Here is a 14867-nt window from a genome sequence, read left to right as displayed (position 1 = left end):
GGTGTAACCACAATTCTCCAAAAACGTTCAAAGTTCAGCAGATGCTCTTTCTGCTTGATCTGTCGCGATCGCTTGTGGGCATGAGCAAGCGCGGCGTAATAGCGGGCCAGATTGTAGGCCGCAGCAGCCTGTGCGCCCTGGTTGGGGCCTTTGTCGAGTACCTGTTTTAGGAATGCTTCCGTTTTGTGCGAAGGCAAACTGCCGCCGAGCTGTTCGAGCAGAATGAACAATCGCGGATCGTTTGCGTGTGACTTCCATGCCACGTCCAGCGCCTCTTCTTTGAGTTGCCACGATTTGCCATGTACATCACCGGTCTGAGGGCCGCCCCGGTAAATGACGCGAAACAGCGCGTCGAAAGCATAGCGAGAGCTTGGATGTTGTTTCGCGAAAGCCAAGAACTGCGGAAGCATCTCGGCGTCGGGATCAACCCGTTTTGAGTCGATTTCGCGGCCGATCCTCAGCCATTCTTCATCGGAGAGGATTTCATCGGTCGGCTTTGCACCGTCATTAAGGCCCTCGCCGGAGGATTTGAGTGCCTCGTGCTCAATTGTGCTCAAGCGTTCGTATTCGGCGGCAAGTCTGCTCAGTTCCAATGCGTCGGAGCCGGCAGGCACCTTGAAGGGTTCCGGCTCATCGGCAAGGAGCGGCCGTTGCATGTTGACGACAAATAGACCGGTGAGGCTGATAAAGATAACAATTGTGCGGTGCATGAATACATTCTCCAAGACGCCGCGACCTAGCCGGCATTATAACACCAGCCATGCTAGCAGGATCCAGGTCGGTCACATCGAAAGGTTGCACGAACAACGCAGTTACAGTAGCCGCTTCGGCGCGCGTGGACGATGCCTTGATACTGGTCGCGAATAGCTACGCGGTCGTATCAATTCATAATGCCACGTGTTTCGCGAACATCTAGCAAGTCGTCGACCAAGGGCAGCTCGGCCTATACGGTGCGGCGGGCGTCGTGCTAATTCTGGTCGATGTTGCGGGATTCGGGAGACCAGGCGATGAAATGCCTCTGGCAAGACGATCGTGATCAACTGATTGATGGCCGCGCCGACGGGCCGGCCATACTCCAGTAGCCTGGGTCGTTCGGCCGGCGTAGTGTCGATCTTGTTCGGCAGTCCGCTAGCGTTGCACGTCGCCCATTACGGCAACCACCGCCGAAAACTGCTGAGTGAGCGATCGGAGAAGCAATTTGGGTTCGTCGGACTCATGACAGGTCCTAAAATCCGTTTTTTGGGCCGAACACTTCCCCTATAGGATGCGTTCCTATATGAAGGAATTAGAGTAGATATGGCGTTTGATGTTCGCACGCCGTTCTTAGCAAGCGCCTGGCTACATAGAGTCCACATCGAGCCGTCGCTCGATCTATGGCCAGGTCTTGAGCGCGTTGCGGCTGCGGCGGGGTAGTAAAACGTCCGAATCGCGTGAGCTGACAGGAATTCGTCAGCCGTTTTGCGCGTGACGCCTACCGGCGCCTTGAATGGCAATCTGTCGCGGCCCATTGGCCGGGCGGCCTGCCGCGACCGGGTGGTCGGCTGTCGTTGCCGAGAATCGTGGTTCCTTGTTTCCTCCTAATCGATGTCCTGCCTGCCTGCCTATAGCGATTTCGCAGCGGATGCCTAATCGCTCTCGTGGTATGTACCCCCTTCTCTCAGGGAAGTCACTGCGCATGCGATATCTAGCCGCCTGTTGTGGATTGCTGCTCGCGATGACCGACATTGCCAGTGCAGTGATTATTTCTACAGGGGACGGTACCGGGAACACGACCGCGCCGGTGAATGACCCGGGCTTCGCTAATGTTGGAATCCGTGGCAGCGGTACTGCCGTTTACCTGGGCGACGGCTGGGTGTTGACCGCAGCGCACGTTGGCGATGGATCGACGATGTTCAACAACGTCTGGTACAACGAGGTCGCCGGTTCGGCGGTGCAACTCGCAAATCCGCCCGGCGCCGGTTTCACCACTGATAGCGACCTGCTGCTCTACCAGATCGCGAACCCCCCGGACCTGCCGTCCGTGAATATTTCCTCGTCAGCGGCGACTGTAGGGTGGCAGGTGACAATGATCGGGGCTGGTCGGGACCGCAGCAACTCCCAGTTAGCCTACTGGGACTCAAGCTGGGAACCCTCGTCGACGCCATCGACGTACGCCGGCGAGATCTGGGCTGCCACGAGCGAAATCCGTTGGGGTACCAATATCATTAGCTCGGCGGGTTTTTTAGAGGGAGTCAACGCCAATTCCGAGAAGTCGTTTGCTACGACCTTCGCCCAGAATGGCACGGCCTTCGAGGCGCAGGGGGCCCCGGGAGATTCCGGCGGTGCCGTATTTCACCAAGAGGCATCCGGCGTTTGGGATCTGGCAGGCGTCATGTTCTCCATCAGCACGGCGACGGGCCAGCCGTGGGGTACGTCAGTGTTTGGCAACGTCACGTATTCCGCCGATCTGTCTGCCTATCGCAACGAGATCTACCAATTGATTGGTATTCCCGGGGATGTGAATCATGATGGCATCGTCAATGGCCTTGATCTGTCAATCGTAGCAAGCAATTGGTTGAAAATGGGCTCGGACTCGGTCGGCTTACCCGGCGACGCAAATCACGACGGTGTCGTCAATGGACTGGACCTCTCACTAATAGCGAGCAATTGGGATACCTCGTTATCGTCCGGATTGTCCGGTTCCAATGTAAACGCCATGCAAGTGCCGGAGCCATCGACCGTTGGCCTCGCGATCACCAGTGCAGCCCTCATCGTGTGCGTTTTAAGCTTCAAGCGCGCAAAACGTGCTTGGTGCAAGGCCGCGGGAATTTAGCCGGGCAGTTTTAACCTAGGGCCTGCGGGAGTTGAGAACGCCGCCTGACCTGCCCCCTTTGAACGAGCCGCGTCAGGAGCGACAATCCCTGGTGCCAGGACGCAACCGAAGGAGGTCTGGCAATGCCACGAGGGAAGAAGGTTTCTGCGGAGCAGATTATCGGCAAGCTGCGTGAAGCCCAGGTGGAGATTGCCAAGGGGCAATCGATTGGCCAGGTGGCCAAGAAGCTGGGGGTCACGGAACAGACGTATTCTCACGGCATTCTTCACAATGGCTACGCATTTAAATGGTGCATCTTCAGTGTTGATTGATCTTTCGCCGATCTTCCGGGTCGCCACCGTGCGTGCGATCGCGTTCGCAGCGATCCTCGCCGTCACTGCGAGATTGCCTGCTAATGAACTGGCGACACCCGCGTTCAAGTGGGCGGGCAGCGGCGCACTGCGTGTAATTCTTCGCGTCGATCCTACGGCCGATAGTTCCGGCGGCGCGGACGAACGGCCGGCAGACGTGGCTTTGGACTTTGACGACTTGTTGCGCACGATCGCGCCGGGACGTCAGCCCGATCTGGCCGGGCTGCAAGTCATCCGGCACGATCCGCAAACCGGCGAACCGATGGCACAGTCGCGCAATGCGTTTGGCCGCGGTCCGACGGATTTGCCCTTCCGTTGGTACGATGCCGCCATCCCGTACGAGTTTCCCGAAGTCGAAGCGAACGTGAGCCACACCGACGGCAAGCTGCCGTATGTCACGCGAACGCGGTTCGGTTATTTTTACGATTGCGTGGGCGATTGGCGTCAAGGCCGTCTGGCATTTACCTATCGCGCCGGCCAGGGACCCGCCTGGTATGCCGTGTACTTCGATCTGTTGGCCTCTGGCACGCCGCCGCGGGAAACCCCGCCGTGCGGGTTTCTTGGCGATGGCCTGCAGCGCTGCGAGCCGCGCGGCAGTTCAACCACCGGGTTAATACATTCGCGCGTGGCTATTGGAGATCTCGACGGTGACGGTCTATTCGACCTAATCGTCGGCTGCGCAAGAGGCGGCGCCGTTTGGTATCCGAATCGCGGGCGACGCGGCGAGCCCAGCTTTGCCTCGGCGCGATTGTTGTTCAGCGATGGAAAGCCGCTCGACGTCGGCTGGAGTTCCGCGCCGCAGGCCGTCGACTGGGACGGCGACGGCCGGTTGGACCTCGTCGTCGGGGCTGAATGGAATCGCATGTTATTGTATCGCAACCGGGGGACCAAACGCGAGCCGCGCTTCGAATACGCCGGTCCGCTCACAACCGACGACGGCCAGCCCTTGGCCTTGCCGGTGGAACCAGTCCCGGAAGGCCCCGATATCTATAAGCGGGATTATTATCCCGTGGTCGAAACGGTCGATTGGGACCAGGATGGAGATCTCGACTTGCTGGCTGGCGGCTATGTGACAGGGCGCATCTATTTCTACCGCAACATCGCCGAGCGCGGGCAAGAACCCCGGCTTCGACTTGTTGGCCCGCTGGAGGCCGATGAAAAGCCGATCGACGTGCAATGGGCCGCCGCACCGGCCGTGGCCGATCTCGACGCTGATGGAGATTTGGACCTGATTACTGGTTGCATGCCGATGACCCCCGGCAGCGGCGATTTCGCCTCAAGCGAGGATTTCCTGCATTACTTCCGTAATGATGGCACGCCACAAGCGCCGCGCCTCCACAAGATTCCTCTGCCGCGTCGCGGCACGTTCCCCGTGGCGGCCTTGGCCAGTCCCCGAATCATAGATTTCAATGAAGACGGGCTGTTGGACCTTGTGGTCGGCGCAGGCGAGCAAATCTATTTGTATCGCAACATTGGCACCAAGGCGGATCCTCGATTCGAGGCCCACGCGGACCCGCTGTCGGGTCGATGGACTAGCGCGCTGTTGCCCCTGGTGCAAATGCTCGACTGGAACGGCGACGGACTGCTCGACGGCTCGAATGGACCGAATGTATACCTGAATTCCGGCCGCGGGAGCCCCGGGGTTTTCGAGTCGCCGATTTCGTTGCTCAAGCCGGGGCAAAAGATTTCGCATCTTTCCGGTATGGGCGATGACTGGCAGTTTCAGCGCCTGTTCGATTTGGATGCCGATGGGCGCATCGATCTGCTCGACGCCGACATCAACGGCATGATTTGGTGGCATCGAAACCAAGGTACGGCGCGTGCGCCGGAATTCGACACGCCGGGGCTGCGGCTTTCGCAAACCGACGGAAAGTCGGTCCAAGTGGGTCAAGGACGCAAAGGGTTCGACGAATTGCAGGGCGCGCGCGCAACCTACACCGTCGGCGATTTCGACACCGATGGTCGGCCTGACCTGGTCGTTGTCGACACGTTTGGCAGCGTCCGCTTGTTTCGGCAGGCGGATTCCGATCCACATCCCGTCTTTGATCCGCCGCACGAGCTGGGCCGGCTCCCGACACGAGGCGTGCCCTATGCGGCCGATTGGGATGGTGATGGCCGGCTGGACATCGTGGCCGGATCCGATCCCGCGCACGTCTACGTTTTCACCAACCGAGGCGCTGCCGAAGGCGCTATTCCCTTTGGCGTGCCCGAGTTTATTCCACTCCCGCAGGCACCCTACGGGGCCGGAGCGCCGATTGTCGTGGCAGACTACAACGGCGATGGCGACACGGATCTCATCGCGCACACCGCCTATGGATACACCTGTTTTTATGAACGGTCGTTCATTCGCGCCGGCTATGCGCCGGCAACAGTCGTGGGCATTGTCCAATCGCGGCCGTCTCAATGAATTCTGCTGCCTGCGCGATCAATTCCCTGATCGTCCAAGCCTTATCGGCCAGACCGCCGGCCATCGCCGGAGTCGCCCCACTTCAACGACTCGACTTGCTAAGGCTTCGTGAGCCGCAAGCCTTGCGACCTTGGCGGCTCCGTTGGGCGGATCGTTCACTTTAGCGGTTTGCGCAATAGCAAGTCCAAGAAGGCTACTAGCGGGGAGTGCCCTAGCGGTGTGTTGCTAGACGGTAATGGGTAGATGGTAGGTGGGCTATTTGTTCGGTGTATATGTGGCTGGGACTATGCCCGGAGGCATAAATAGAATGCGCGCGGCCTCTGGAAACACCGCCGCTGCGTATTCCATCTTCGATTCTGGGGAGCCCGCAGGCCACAGGATTTCTGCGACCGGTTCGTCGCCCATCCAATGCCGCCAAAACGGAAGACTAATCTTGGGCGGAATCGCGCCCTGCCGTGGCCCTACATATCCAGGCGGATATCGCATTGGTCGCCAGTCCTGGAGTGACCTCGCAATACCGCCCTGCTCTTCAATGAAAACCCTGACTGCTTGCCGTTCGCGGACGACATTTATCTGCCAACCCAGCCAAACGGCGAACAACGTCACCAGCACGAACATCGTCCCCAGCCCGAACTGATACCAACGGCGGCGGATGGACGGTACTTCGGGCATGGTATTGGGAGATCAGTGCATGCAGGCGGGTACGGACGGGTAGCGGCCGGTTAGTGTGTTGATGTTGCCGGCGCTCCTGCTAGCGCGGTGGAAGCAAAATTGCGAAAAAGTTCGAGCTTGCGATGATCGCGATTAGGCAGGTTGCAGTATTGGGCTTCTGGAAATAAGCCAGACGCACTTGCGACATTCTGATCGCTGGCCCCGGACGCCAGTACTATGACCGCAATAGCTTCGTCTCCAAGCCACTGTCGCAAAATCGGAATGTGGGAAGGCATTTCCTCACCGTTTATATAAACGCTCCAGCCGATGCTCAACCAGACTGAGCCACCTTCGTCGCTTAACTGCTTAATCGCTTCCTTTCGCTGGGTGACGTATGCTCGCTCCCACACCAGTCATCCCAGGAATGCGCAGAATGCAGTGATTCCGACGAGCAAGCCTCGTATACCAAATTGGAAACAACGTCGGCGGCCGGGCTGCTCTTCGCTCATGCCGCGATTGTACTCAGCGGCGACGGCGATAGGCCAGCAAGGCGATGGCGCCGAGCGCGCCGAGGATGAGGGATGAGGGCTCAGGCGCGTTGTAAAGCGCAAAGGCCATGTTCATGCCGAAGGCATCGATGCCTGCGGGACCATCAGTGCCTGCCGAATAGCTTAACGGCGTAGGAGAACCTTGGAGCACGGGAAAACCGTTGGAGTTACCAATGTATCCCTGCGAAACTGCGCCGGAACCGGACTGGTTCACTGGCAGACCGCCGACCATGCCGACAAGACTGTCGACCGGCGACAGTGGATCAGGAATGGTGTAATCGCGTGTATGCCAGCCCCATGTCAGGCCCGGCTGCGTAAAATCAGGAGATGTGTAAATGGTTAACCAGTAGGGTGTGTTTGCCTGAAATTGGAAGGAGGGCGACAGCGCCCCGCTATATTCCATGAGTAGGCCCGCTGGGCTGCCGGGATCGCTAACTTGGGTCGAAGTGTAGAGCGGCTCTCCGGGATCGCCAAATCCTGGCGCCGCTATGGAAGCGAAGGCGACAGTATTGCCCGGGTGACTGGGAACGTTGCCGTTCGCCGGCACATTGTCGTAGACCTGCACAAAGAATTCATGTGGCTCCGCCGCCTGTGGTTGCAGCGGTGCTCCCCACCATGTGATCGAGGTCAACTTTCTCGACACTGAGACCTCAAAATTATCCAGTACCTCTGCTCCCGTCGCTCCAACAGCTGGAACTACGGTACTGAACTGGTCGTGCCCCGAAAATGGTGCACCCGCCGGAGGATCATTCTGCAGCGGCAGCTGCTGCAGCACGGGAACGTCACCAAAAGCACACGGTAATGACGCTTCATGTAATGCAATAAGCGATGTAACAACAATGAGGCCAACGAGCGTCACGGAGAAACCGGTGTGAGTAGCGCGCATGACACTGCCCTCGTTTGTTGAGGCTCCAATAACGAGCCGAGTAGAGCCACCCCCCCCCGTTGCGAGCATAGAACTGCACGTGCGGAAAGGCAAGAAAAAATCATGAGGATTGCGAGGACGCGGACAACATCTCGGTCATACCACCCCCTCGCCGCAATTCCTGGGGAATCCTGATGGCCGGTTTGCGAGACATCGCAACAAAAAACCGCCAGGGGCGGTAGTTTCCCCGGCGGCCAATCCACTCGCCGTTTCCAGCAATAGCGGTAGCCGTGAGATTACTTCGGGAAAACCGGATTGCAAGCAAAACGTCGCACCGTGCCACATAGGCCGGCAGATCTGACGACTGTGAGGATGAACTCTCCCGTGCTGGACTCCTGCGAACATGGACTAGGACACGGACGCGCTCCTCGTCTAACCTTTGCCAGCATCCCCAAAAACCCCGACGTCGCCTTTTACTGGTGCGCCTTAATCGCCGGTTTGTCCAGGTCCTCGACATCTTGATCCAAAGTCGGGTCGAACCGAATGCGAATATCTTCCTGATTGCGAGTTGGGCAATACATGCTAGGAAATCGAATGATGCCACCTTTGGGGTTTGCGCGACAAGCCATCAGCTCGATTGCCAAATCCGGAAGAGGGCTCAACTCGAACTCGCCGCGTTCGTTCGTTGTAACCCATGGCGGTGGCGCATTACCGACGCGCGATAATGACCGCTTCGAATCGGCAAGCCTAGCTGACACCGTTATCCCGGGCACCGGGTTGCCTTGCGGATCGAGGACGCGCCCGCGCAGCGACTGGCCGTTAGTAACAAGATTCGCGTCGGGTAGCTCAAGTACATTCTTGCCGGCTGCGACGGTCTGCACGTATGGCATCTGATGCACAAAGCCTGGCGCTGTCGAGCCGTCGCCGGCGTCGATTTCGATCGAGTACTGATCCCCCGGTTCAAGGCCGCCCACGACATACCGGCCTTCGGAGTCGGTCTGCGTCTCCATGTACAGGCTTCGCATATTCTGCTGGCCCGGTAGGCTGCCACTGAGGCGAATGAGAACGCCTGACTGTGGTTGACTGTCGCGCAGGATGCGGCCGGTGATTACGGGCAGCTTGCCGACGTCAAGCGAGATGTCAACAAAGCGAGATTCGTCTTCAGGGTGCTTCAGATCAGCATCAATGATGGCTCTCGCTCCCCCCTGTGCCGTGCCGGCGGTAATGATCGATTTGGCGAGCGGCGACAATCCCGACAGCACAAATCGGCCTGCGGCATCGGACGTCGACTCGGCTGCCAAAAAAGGTCGTCCAACGTTGCGCCCGCGCACGGCCGCATCTGGAACGGGATTGCCCGACGCATCACGCACGACACCGCGCACGACCAATCCGCGTGTCAGGCTCAACGTCACCGGCTCGATGGGCCCTGACTCTGGTATGTCAATGGTCGCCACCTCCAGGCGGCCGTTCGCGACGATTCGCGCCGTTGGGACCAGGTAACCATAAACTTCGTGGGCAAACATCAGCTTCCCCATCCCCGGCAGGACCGGTAAGCGAAAAGTCCCGTCGTCGACGGTCACCGCCTGCGAGCCTCGAACCTGATCGCTCTCGTCCACTCGGTAAGCGACGTACGCCCCAGCAATGCCCGCACCAGTGTCGGCATCGACGACGCGTCCCGGCAGCCAGCGGGGCGCGGGCAGCGCGATTTCGATCGCGGTGTCGGCCGGCTCGATTTGCCTAGTGACTATTGCATTCAAGCCAGGGTCAAAGGGATCGGCCACGTACATGAAAATGCACTCCGCGGGAGGAGAAAGCCAAGTCCGGGCGACGCCCTGCCCGTCGACGTTATTGCGGCCACTAACCTTCCGGTCGGATAGGACCGTCTGCAATCCGCCGCCGCGCACGGGGACGCCTCCGCTTGTCACGCGCACTGTGACAGGCTTTCGTGCATCGACCGTGATGTCAACGGGCGAGCGCATCACGCGCGTCATCTGTTGCCGTCCGTTCGAGGATCGCAGCTCGTCGACGTGCCCATCTGCCGAGGTATCGAGGAAGAAAAAGTCCTTCGCAAATCCACCGTCCGCGATTGTGATGGCCAGCCGGTAATCCGACGGAAGATTTGACAACTCGAAGTGACCGTGAAGGTCGGTTTCGACGTCAAAGGATATTTCCGAGCCCGTCAGGCAGATGTCGCCAGGTTGCCTGAAGAATGCGTCGTACTGGCGTTTGGCACGCGTGGCATTTGTGGCTCGAATCCTCACCCCAGCGACGCCGCTACCGGCTTGATCGCGAACCGTTCCTGTGACCTTTGCCTCGGGCGCAAGCACGAGACGCACTCCATCGAGTGGATGATCAAGCGAAACGTCGCTCCAAGTGAATGCGCGGCCGTTGGCCCAGGCGATCAATTCGACACGTTTGCCACTTGGGGAGATGGGATTGAAAACCTCGGCCGCCAGCCGTGGTGGTATCGGCACGCTATCGAAGCGAAAACGGCCGGCCACGTCGCTACGCGTCCGCGCAATGACGTCGCGATTGTGGGGAACGCCTATGTTGTACAACTGTCCGCCAATCTTCGCTCGAAGCGCCACAATAGCCAACGCCACAGGCTTGCCATCCGTATCGAGCACTGTTCCCGCAACGCTGATTGTAGGTGCGTCGGCGGCCACCGGCTCGGAGGAACGTTCGACAGGCGGAGCAAGTGGCGATGCATCGTCGGACTGCTGCGTTGTTGGTTCTGCGTACGCGATTCCGACAAGACAGCTAAACGCCACGGTGGCCAGGTAGGCCCAACTATGCGCCTGGCCGGCGATCTCGCTACGCGTGATTCCTCTAGGCGTGGAAGACGCAACGCACATAACCACCTCAATCGAGTTTTGCTAAGAGATCCTTGGGCGGCTAGCCCTCTCTATTTGGCCGGTGTCGGTTGCAGCGGAATCAGAAGTTCATCAATCGGCGCGGTGATCCGGATTCCAAACTCCTGGTTGCCATTAGTCATTTGGTAAGTGAGCCGCTCGGTGTCGAGCACGAACTCCTTGAACGGCAATCGCACGATGTACGTTTCAGGCGCCAGGCCGTTCGTCTCGAATCGGCCATCGGGACCTACGTCGAGCGATATCAAATCCCAGGCTGGATCACGATGGAGGCTGAGTTTCGCATGCGGAGGCAGGGATAAACCCTCTGGCGCATCGATGCGGCCGGCCAGCCGCAGGCCAGGTATGGCGGTCAGCGTGCCCAGATCGCGCATCTGGCCATCAGCCGGAACCATGAACTTCTTAGTGCCAAGTACAAGGTCAGTCGGATTCCCCATCACCGGCGTGAAGATCACATAGGGCTGCGCGGCGGGCAGATGGTCGAACTCGAATCGTCCTCGCTCATCGGTTATTGCTTCGACGGCCTTTATGAAATGCTTGCCGGCATTGCGGTTGACCTGCACGACGGCAATCCGCGACGCTGCAACAGGTTTCCCTTCGTATTCCAAGACGCCGACAACGCGCGCGCCAGCAGGAACTACAATGCGATGTTCCTGCTCTCCGGGCGCGACAAGTGCGACCGCCACGCCTGCGTAGCCGTCGGCCGCGACCTCAAGATCGACTCCTTGAAAACTTGCCGGGAGCGCCATCACAAAGCGTCCGTCACGATCGCTAACGGTGGCCACCACCCCGTCGACCCTTCCCCACCAGCGCCTGTCAGCGGTCTTTGCGCCTTCGGGATCGACAAGTGCACCGCGAATTGGAACTCCCTGCTCGTTGACAAGCAGCCCACGAACTGTGTGCTCGGGTGGCAGGTTAGTGGGGGCGTCATTGAGTTTGATCGTTAGAGAGCCGAGCAGCGGATCGATATGATTGGTGACGTGAGCCGCTTTGCCAACGGCGGTGAAAAGAACCTGAAATCTTAGCGTGGGATCGAGATCGGTAATCTCGAACTTGCCATCTTGATCAGTCTCGGTCCATTTGGCGCAATCGCGATAGCAGCTTGGGCAAAACATGCCGCGACCGACGCGTGGTGTTGCCGTGGCAATGTCAACGCGTGCCTCGGCGATCCCGCGACCAGCGGAATCGATCACGACTCCTTTGATCGCAGGCCGCACGCCGGACGGCACGAGTGCGGTATCCTCATTAGCCAGGGCGACGCTGCCCATGACGACCACCGAAGCGATGATGGTCAGATGCGCGGCCCGTCGTTCAGCTCGCGTTCGCAAATGCATTGATCCATCCCTTCAGATCAACCCACTCTTTGAGCTATACGCACCTCAGCATTTTGGTGCGGCACAGCGGCCGGACCCGCCTGCTAAACCGTGGTCCACGGGCCACAACAATCGTATATCATCTCGCTTCGCGAGACTATATTCGATCAGTTCGGCGTGGGCAGTTCCGAACTCGGCGCGCCGGTCACATCTCGCATTGGACTGCGACGTCGCGTTTACAGACCTGTCGGAGCGAATGCATGGCAGGTCGAAGAATGAAGAAGCACAGAGCGGGCAAACGCCGTAGCTTGGCTGCCCCAGAGCGTTGGTGTCGGGGGCGGACGACGTAGACGGAACCGACCCATCCGTGGACCGCCAGGTCGAGTTGCCCGTGTCGCTTGCGGCTTATCTTGGCAACGCAGCAAGGCGCTCGCAATCCGCGAGATCCGCGGAATGGAGAGCGATTTCTCGGCTGCGCCGGGCGTCACGAACTTTGAGTGGCCCCCTTCGAGCGGTCGCGCCCGCGACTTAATTGGCACGCTTTTCGCTCCTTGCCCTGACCATTGGGGAAAGGCCAAGCATATGCCAGCGAATTTTCTTGATCGATTCTGGTACCTGATTTTCGCCGCGTTTATTCTCGCCATCGGGGCTGGAATTGCAGTGGGGCACTTCACGCAAGAACAATCTGTTCAGGCAACGGTCGTCAGTCCGACCGGTTGACGCCAGGCGTACGGGCGTTTTTCAGTTGCTCGTTCCCTGACCCGGGCAAGTTGCTGGTCAGGCGCCCTGGGGACAAGCTTGCCCGGTTTGGGGTCGGAGTATTCATTTCTTTTTGAAGATTTGGCGGCGCGCCTTTCTGTTCATGCGCCGCGCTGGTCCTCTTTGATGCATTCCCGGCCATGTACGTGCTGAGACGCGACGACTTGCACAGTTCCTTTGGCAATGGCTTTTAGCAAGGCGGACTTTGGGCCATATAGGACATAACGTGGGGCGACCATCGTCGACCCGTTCCTGGTTCAAGGCGCTTCATGTCGCAGGTCGATATTCATAATGCAATAGGTCGCGCCAGGATGCGTGATCCAAGGCCGAGAGGCCGCAGCGATCCCCAAGGCGCTTGCGGCCTTTTTTATTGCGCGTGCCGCTGGCCCGCCTTTTTTGCTTTGGCCCGGATGTATCAAGTTCGCCGGCCGCGCGGACCGATACTAGCAATGCTAGGGATGGATCCCACGCCTTCACACAAGAGCCGCAGCGCAAATTCGTTTGCGCTTGCGGTTTTTTCATGCGCCTTGCGGCCGAACGCCGGCCGACCAACGTGCGCAATCTCCGACCGCGATTTGACAAAGGCCGCCTGTCAAATAGGTTTTAGCCGTGCGGTCACTATACGAGGCGCGAACGTCCGAGGCCACGGCGCGAAACAACGTGCAGATTCCGTTTACGATGGTGGCATTTGGAGCGTCCAACGCTTGACCCCGGTGAACCAAGAGTCGAGCCATGTCTGCGGCAAGAAACTCGCGATTTCTCAAGGCTGCCGGGCGATTTCTGGCTTCAGAAGACGGCCCTGCGGCCGTTGAATACGCCCTCATGTTGGCGCTGATCGTATTGATCTGCATCACGGCAATTCAATCCATTGGCACGAATGCCAATACGCAATTCGGTAAAGTGGCTACCAAGCTTGGCTCGTTGCGGATTTCAAAACTATCAACATGGCGGCGGCACTGGCTCTTTCTAGCGGCTTTATCGCCGGCGTGTTGTCGCCGCGCGATCGTCCGTACCAATTGAAACGTTCTCCATGAGGCACAAGCATGACGTTGCGAGATCACTTGACGCGGTTTCAATACCCGAGAGACGCAAAGTCGACGTGATCGGTTATGTCCCAACGCTGTACGTGTCGGGGCACGCACAGTGGCGGGGAGGTCGAACCTCACTCGACCCTGCACGGCCGAGAAAAGCCCGTTTGACTCGGGCCGCCGCTTTCAGACTATATGATTGTACTTTTCCCATGGGGGGCGTAGCTCAAGGAGAGCATCGGTTCACCGATGATGCAGGTGCAATTCCTGCCGCCTCCATTTTTCAAGGTCCGGCTAAAAGAATTCCGCCGGTCGAATTTCTCTTACGGTTGCGGAAAACTGCCTGCCAACCTGGCTCGTTCCCTATCACCAGGACGTACCGGTGGCAAGGTCGCGATCCCTTGAGTTAGTGACCCGGCATTTTCCTGTCCGATGGTTTTCCGACCACCTGGCCGCGTTCGATCTTCGAACGGATCCCGGGCAACTCGTGCCCTCGGGGCGGTTAAACCTGGGCAATCGGCATAAATGCCACGGTTGAACGTGGCGAAATCGACGCGAGGCAGTCCTTAGGATCGGGCAGCGCGTGCGGTGCTATTTTTGGCGCATCGTTTGCTCCTAAGCTGCTCTGACCTGTTCGCGAGCCCCCTTGGAATGAGGCGGGGCATGACGCACAGGAGACCGCAACAAGGAAGAGAAAGCCGATGGTCACCTCATCTCCACAACAGCGATTGCGAATTCTTATCGTCGACGACAACCGCGATCTGACGACCGTTCTGCAAAAGGCCTTTACGGTCTGCGGGCAGAGTGCGGTGGTCGCGAATGATGGCGAACGCGCGATGGAACTGGCGCGAAAACTGCCCTTGGACGTGATCGTGTGCGACCTCGACATGCCTGGCATGGATGGCTTCACGCTGGTGCGACGTATGCGCGATGATCCGGCGATGCCCTACCATCCGGTCTGCGCGTTTACTGGCCGCGGCGACGAGGCATGCCGGCGGCAAGCTATTGCCAGCGGCTTTGAAGGGTTCATCGTCAAGACGGCGCGGTTCCCCGAAGTGCTCGATTTTCTCAAACGATACAAACGCTAGCTGTCGAACGCGGACTGACCAAGGCGCACAACTTTCGCCCACAACTTGAACCTGGCCGTGCAGCACCCCTATAGTTTTTTCGTCAGCACCGACACTGCTGACAGCCGCTGGTGGCCGTCAGGACCCTAGTCCGTTCCTGGCGGCCTTTTTTCTACTTGCATTGGGAGCCAGCGATC

At 58.9% G+C, this 14867-nt stretch carries 11 protein-coding genes and 1 tRNA gene; 7 read left to right on the top strand and 5 right to left on the bottom strand.

What is annotated here, in order from left to right; translation table 11 throughout:
* On the bottom strand, positions 1 to 710 hold a 710-nt coding region (locus VGG64_09710; GenBank protein HEY1599866.1), incomplete at its 3' end, for a hypothetical protein.
* A 965-nt stretch (positions 711 to 1675) separates the two neighbouring features.
* Between VGG64_09710 and VGG64_09705 the strand changes: the two genes are divergently transcribed.
* The 3 genes from VGG64_09705 to VGG64_09695 all read left to right on the top strand — a co-directional run bounded on the left by VGG64_09705 (position 1676) and on the right by VGG64_09695 (position 5569).
* A complete protein-coding gene (locus tag VGG64_09705; protein HEY1599865.1) occupies positions 1676 to 2812 on the top strand; it encodes a dockerin type I domain-containing protein in 1137 nt (378 codons plus the stop codon).
* A 122-nt stretch (positions 2813 to 2934) separates the two neighbouring features.
* On the top strand, positions 2935 to 3123 hold the full coding sequence (locus VGG64_09700) for a hypothetical protein (protein ID HEY1599864.1): 189 nt from the start codon (positions 2935 to 2937) through the stop codon (positions 3121 to 3123).
* Positions 3113 to 5569, top strand: coding sequence for a VCBS repeat-containing protein (locus tag VGG64_09695; GenBank protein HEY1599863.1), 2457 nt, complete (start codon positions 3113 to 3115; stop codon positions 5567 to 5569). Before VGG64_09700 ends, VGG64_09695 begins: the two co-directional genes overlap by 11 nt.
* 255 nt (positions 5570 to 5824) lie before the next feature.
* Here the strand turns inward: VGG64_09695 and VGG64_09690 are convergent, their stop codons facing one another.
* The 4 genes from VGG64_09690 to VGG64_09675 form a co-directional block, all read right to left on the bottom strand.
* On the bottom strand, positions 5825 to 6241 hold the full coding sequence (locus VGG64_09690; GenBank protein ID HEY1599862.1) for a hypothetical protein: 417 nt from the start codon (positions 6239 to 6241) through the stop codon (positions 5825 to 5827).
* 501 nt (positions 6242 to 6742) lie between these two features.
* Entirely contained in the window at positions 6743 to 7654 is a 912-nt protein-coding gene (locus tag VGG64_09685) for a PEP-CTERM sorting domain-containing protein (GenBank protein ID HEY1599861.1), read from the bottom strand.
* Positions 7655 to 8106: 452 nt separating this feature from the next.
* Positions 8107 to 10488, bottom strand: coding sequence for a carboxypeptidase-like regulatory domain-containing protein (locus VGG64_09680; GenBank protein ID HEY1599860.1), 2382 nt, complete (start codon positions 10486 to 10488; stop codon positions 8107 to 8109).
* Positions 10489 to 10538: 50 nt separating this feature from the next.
* Positions 10539 to 11837 (bottom strand): carboxypeptidase-like regulatory domain-containing protein, encoded by a 1299-nt coding sequence (locus VGG64_09675; protein HEY1599859.1) that lies wholly within the window; start codon positions 11835 to 11837, stop codon positions 10539 to 10541.
* A gap of 561 nt (positions 11838 to 12398) precedes the next feature.
* Here VGG64_09675 and VGG64_09670 point away from each other — a divergent pair.
* The 4 genes from VGG64_09670 to VGG64_09655 all read left to right on the top strand — a co-directional run bounded on the left by VGG64_09670 (position 12399) and on the right by VGG64_09655 (position 14691).
* The gene (locus VGG64_09670) at positions 12399 to 12536 is read left to right on the top strand and encodes a hypothetical protein (protein HEY1599858.1); all 138 of its coding nucleotides are present in this window, start codon (positions 12399 to 12401) and stop codon (positions 12534 to 12536) included.
* A 771-nt stretch (positions 12537 to 13307) separates the two neighbouring features.
* Complete coding sequence (locus tag VGG64_09665) at positions 13308 to 13595, top strand: Flp family type IVb pilin (GenBank protein ID HEY1599857.1); 288 nt, start codon at positions 13308 to 13310, stop codon at positions 13593 to 13595.
* Positions 13596 to 13818: 223 nt separating this feature from the next.
* Positions 13819 to 13882: transfer RNA gene (locus tag VGG64_09660), tRNA-OTHER, on the top strand.
* Between the two features lie 422 nt (positions 13883 to 14304).
* A complete protein-coding gene (locus VGG64_09655; protein HEY1599856.1) occupies positions 14305 to 14691 on the top strand; it encodes a response regulator in 387 nt (128 codons plus the stop codon).
* Positions 14692 to 14867 lie beyond the last annotated feature (176 nt).

This window comes from Pirellulales bacterium (assembly GCA_036490175.1).
Taxonomy (GTDB): Bacteria; Planctomycetota; Planctomycetia; order Pirellulales; family JACPPG01; genus JACPPG01.
Note: the sequence above shows the minus strand (reverse complement) of the source record. Positions and strands in the feature narration are given on the sequence as shown.

Bases quoted from the DNA above. Each gene is read 5' to 3' on its own strand.
- VGG64_09665 (HEY1599857.1), top strand. From the start codon at position 13,308: ATGTCTGCGGCAAGAAACTCGCGATTTCTCAAGGCTGCCGGGCGATTT.
- VGG64_09670 (HEY1599858.1), top strand. From the start codon at position 12,399: ATGCCAGCGAATTTTCTTGATCGATTCTGGTACCTGATTTTCGCCGCG.
- VGG64_09685 (HEY1599861.1), bottom strand. From the start codon at position 7,654: ATGCGCGCTACTCACACCGGTTTCTCCGTGACGCTCGTTGGCCTCATT.
- VGG64_09705 (HEY1599865.1), top strand. From the start codon at position 1,676: ATGCGATATCTAGCCGCCTGTTGTGGATTGCTGCTCGCGATGACCGAC.
- VGG64_09675 (HEY1599859.1), bottom strand. From the start codon at position 11,837: ATGCATTTGCGAACGCGAGCTGAACGACGGGCCGCGCATCTGACCATC.
- VGG64_09700 (HEY1599864.1), top strand. From the start codon at position 2,935: ATGCCACGAGGGAAGAAGGTTTCTGCGGAGCAGATTATCGGCAAGCTG.
- VGG64_09680 (HEY1599860.1), bottom strand. From the start codon at position 10,488: ATGTGCGTTGCGTCTTCCACGCCTAGAGGAATCACGCGTAGCGAGATC.
- VGG64_09690 (HEY1599862.1), bottom strand. From the start codon at position 6,241: ATGCCCGAAGTACCGTCCATCCGCCGCCGTTGGTATCAGTTCGGGCTG.
- VGG64_09655 (HEY1599856.1), top strand. From the start codon at position 14,305: ATGGTCACCTCATCTCCACAACAGCGATTGCGAATTCTTATCGTCGAC.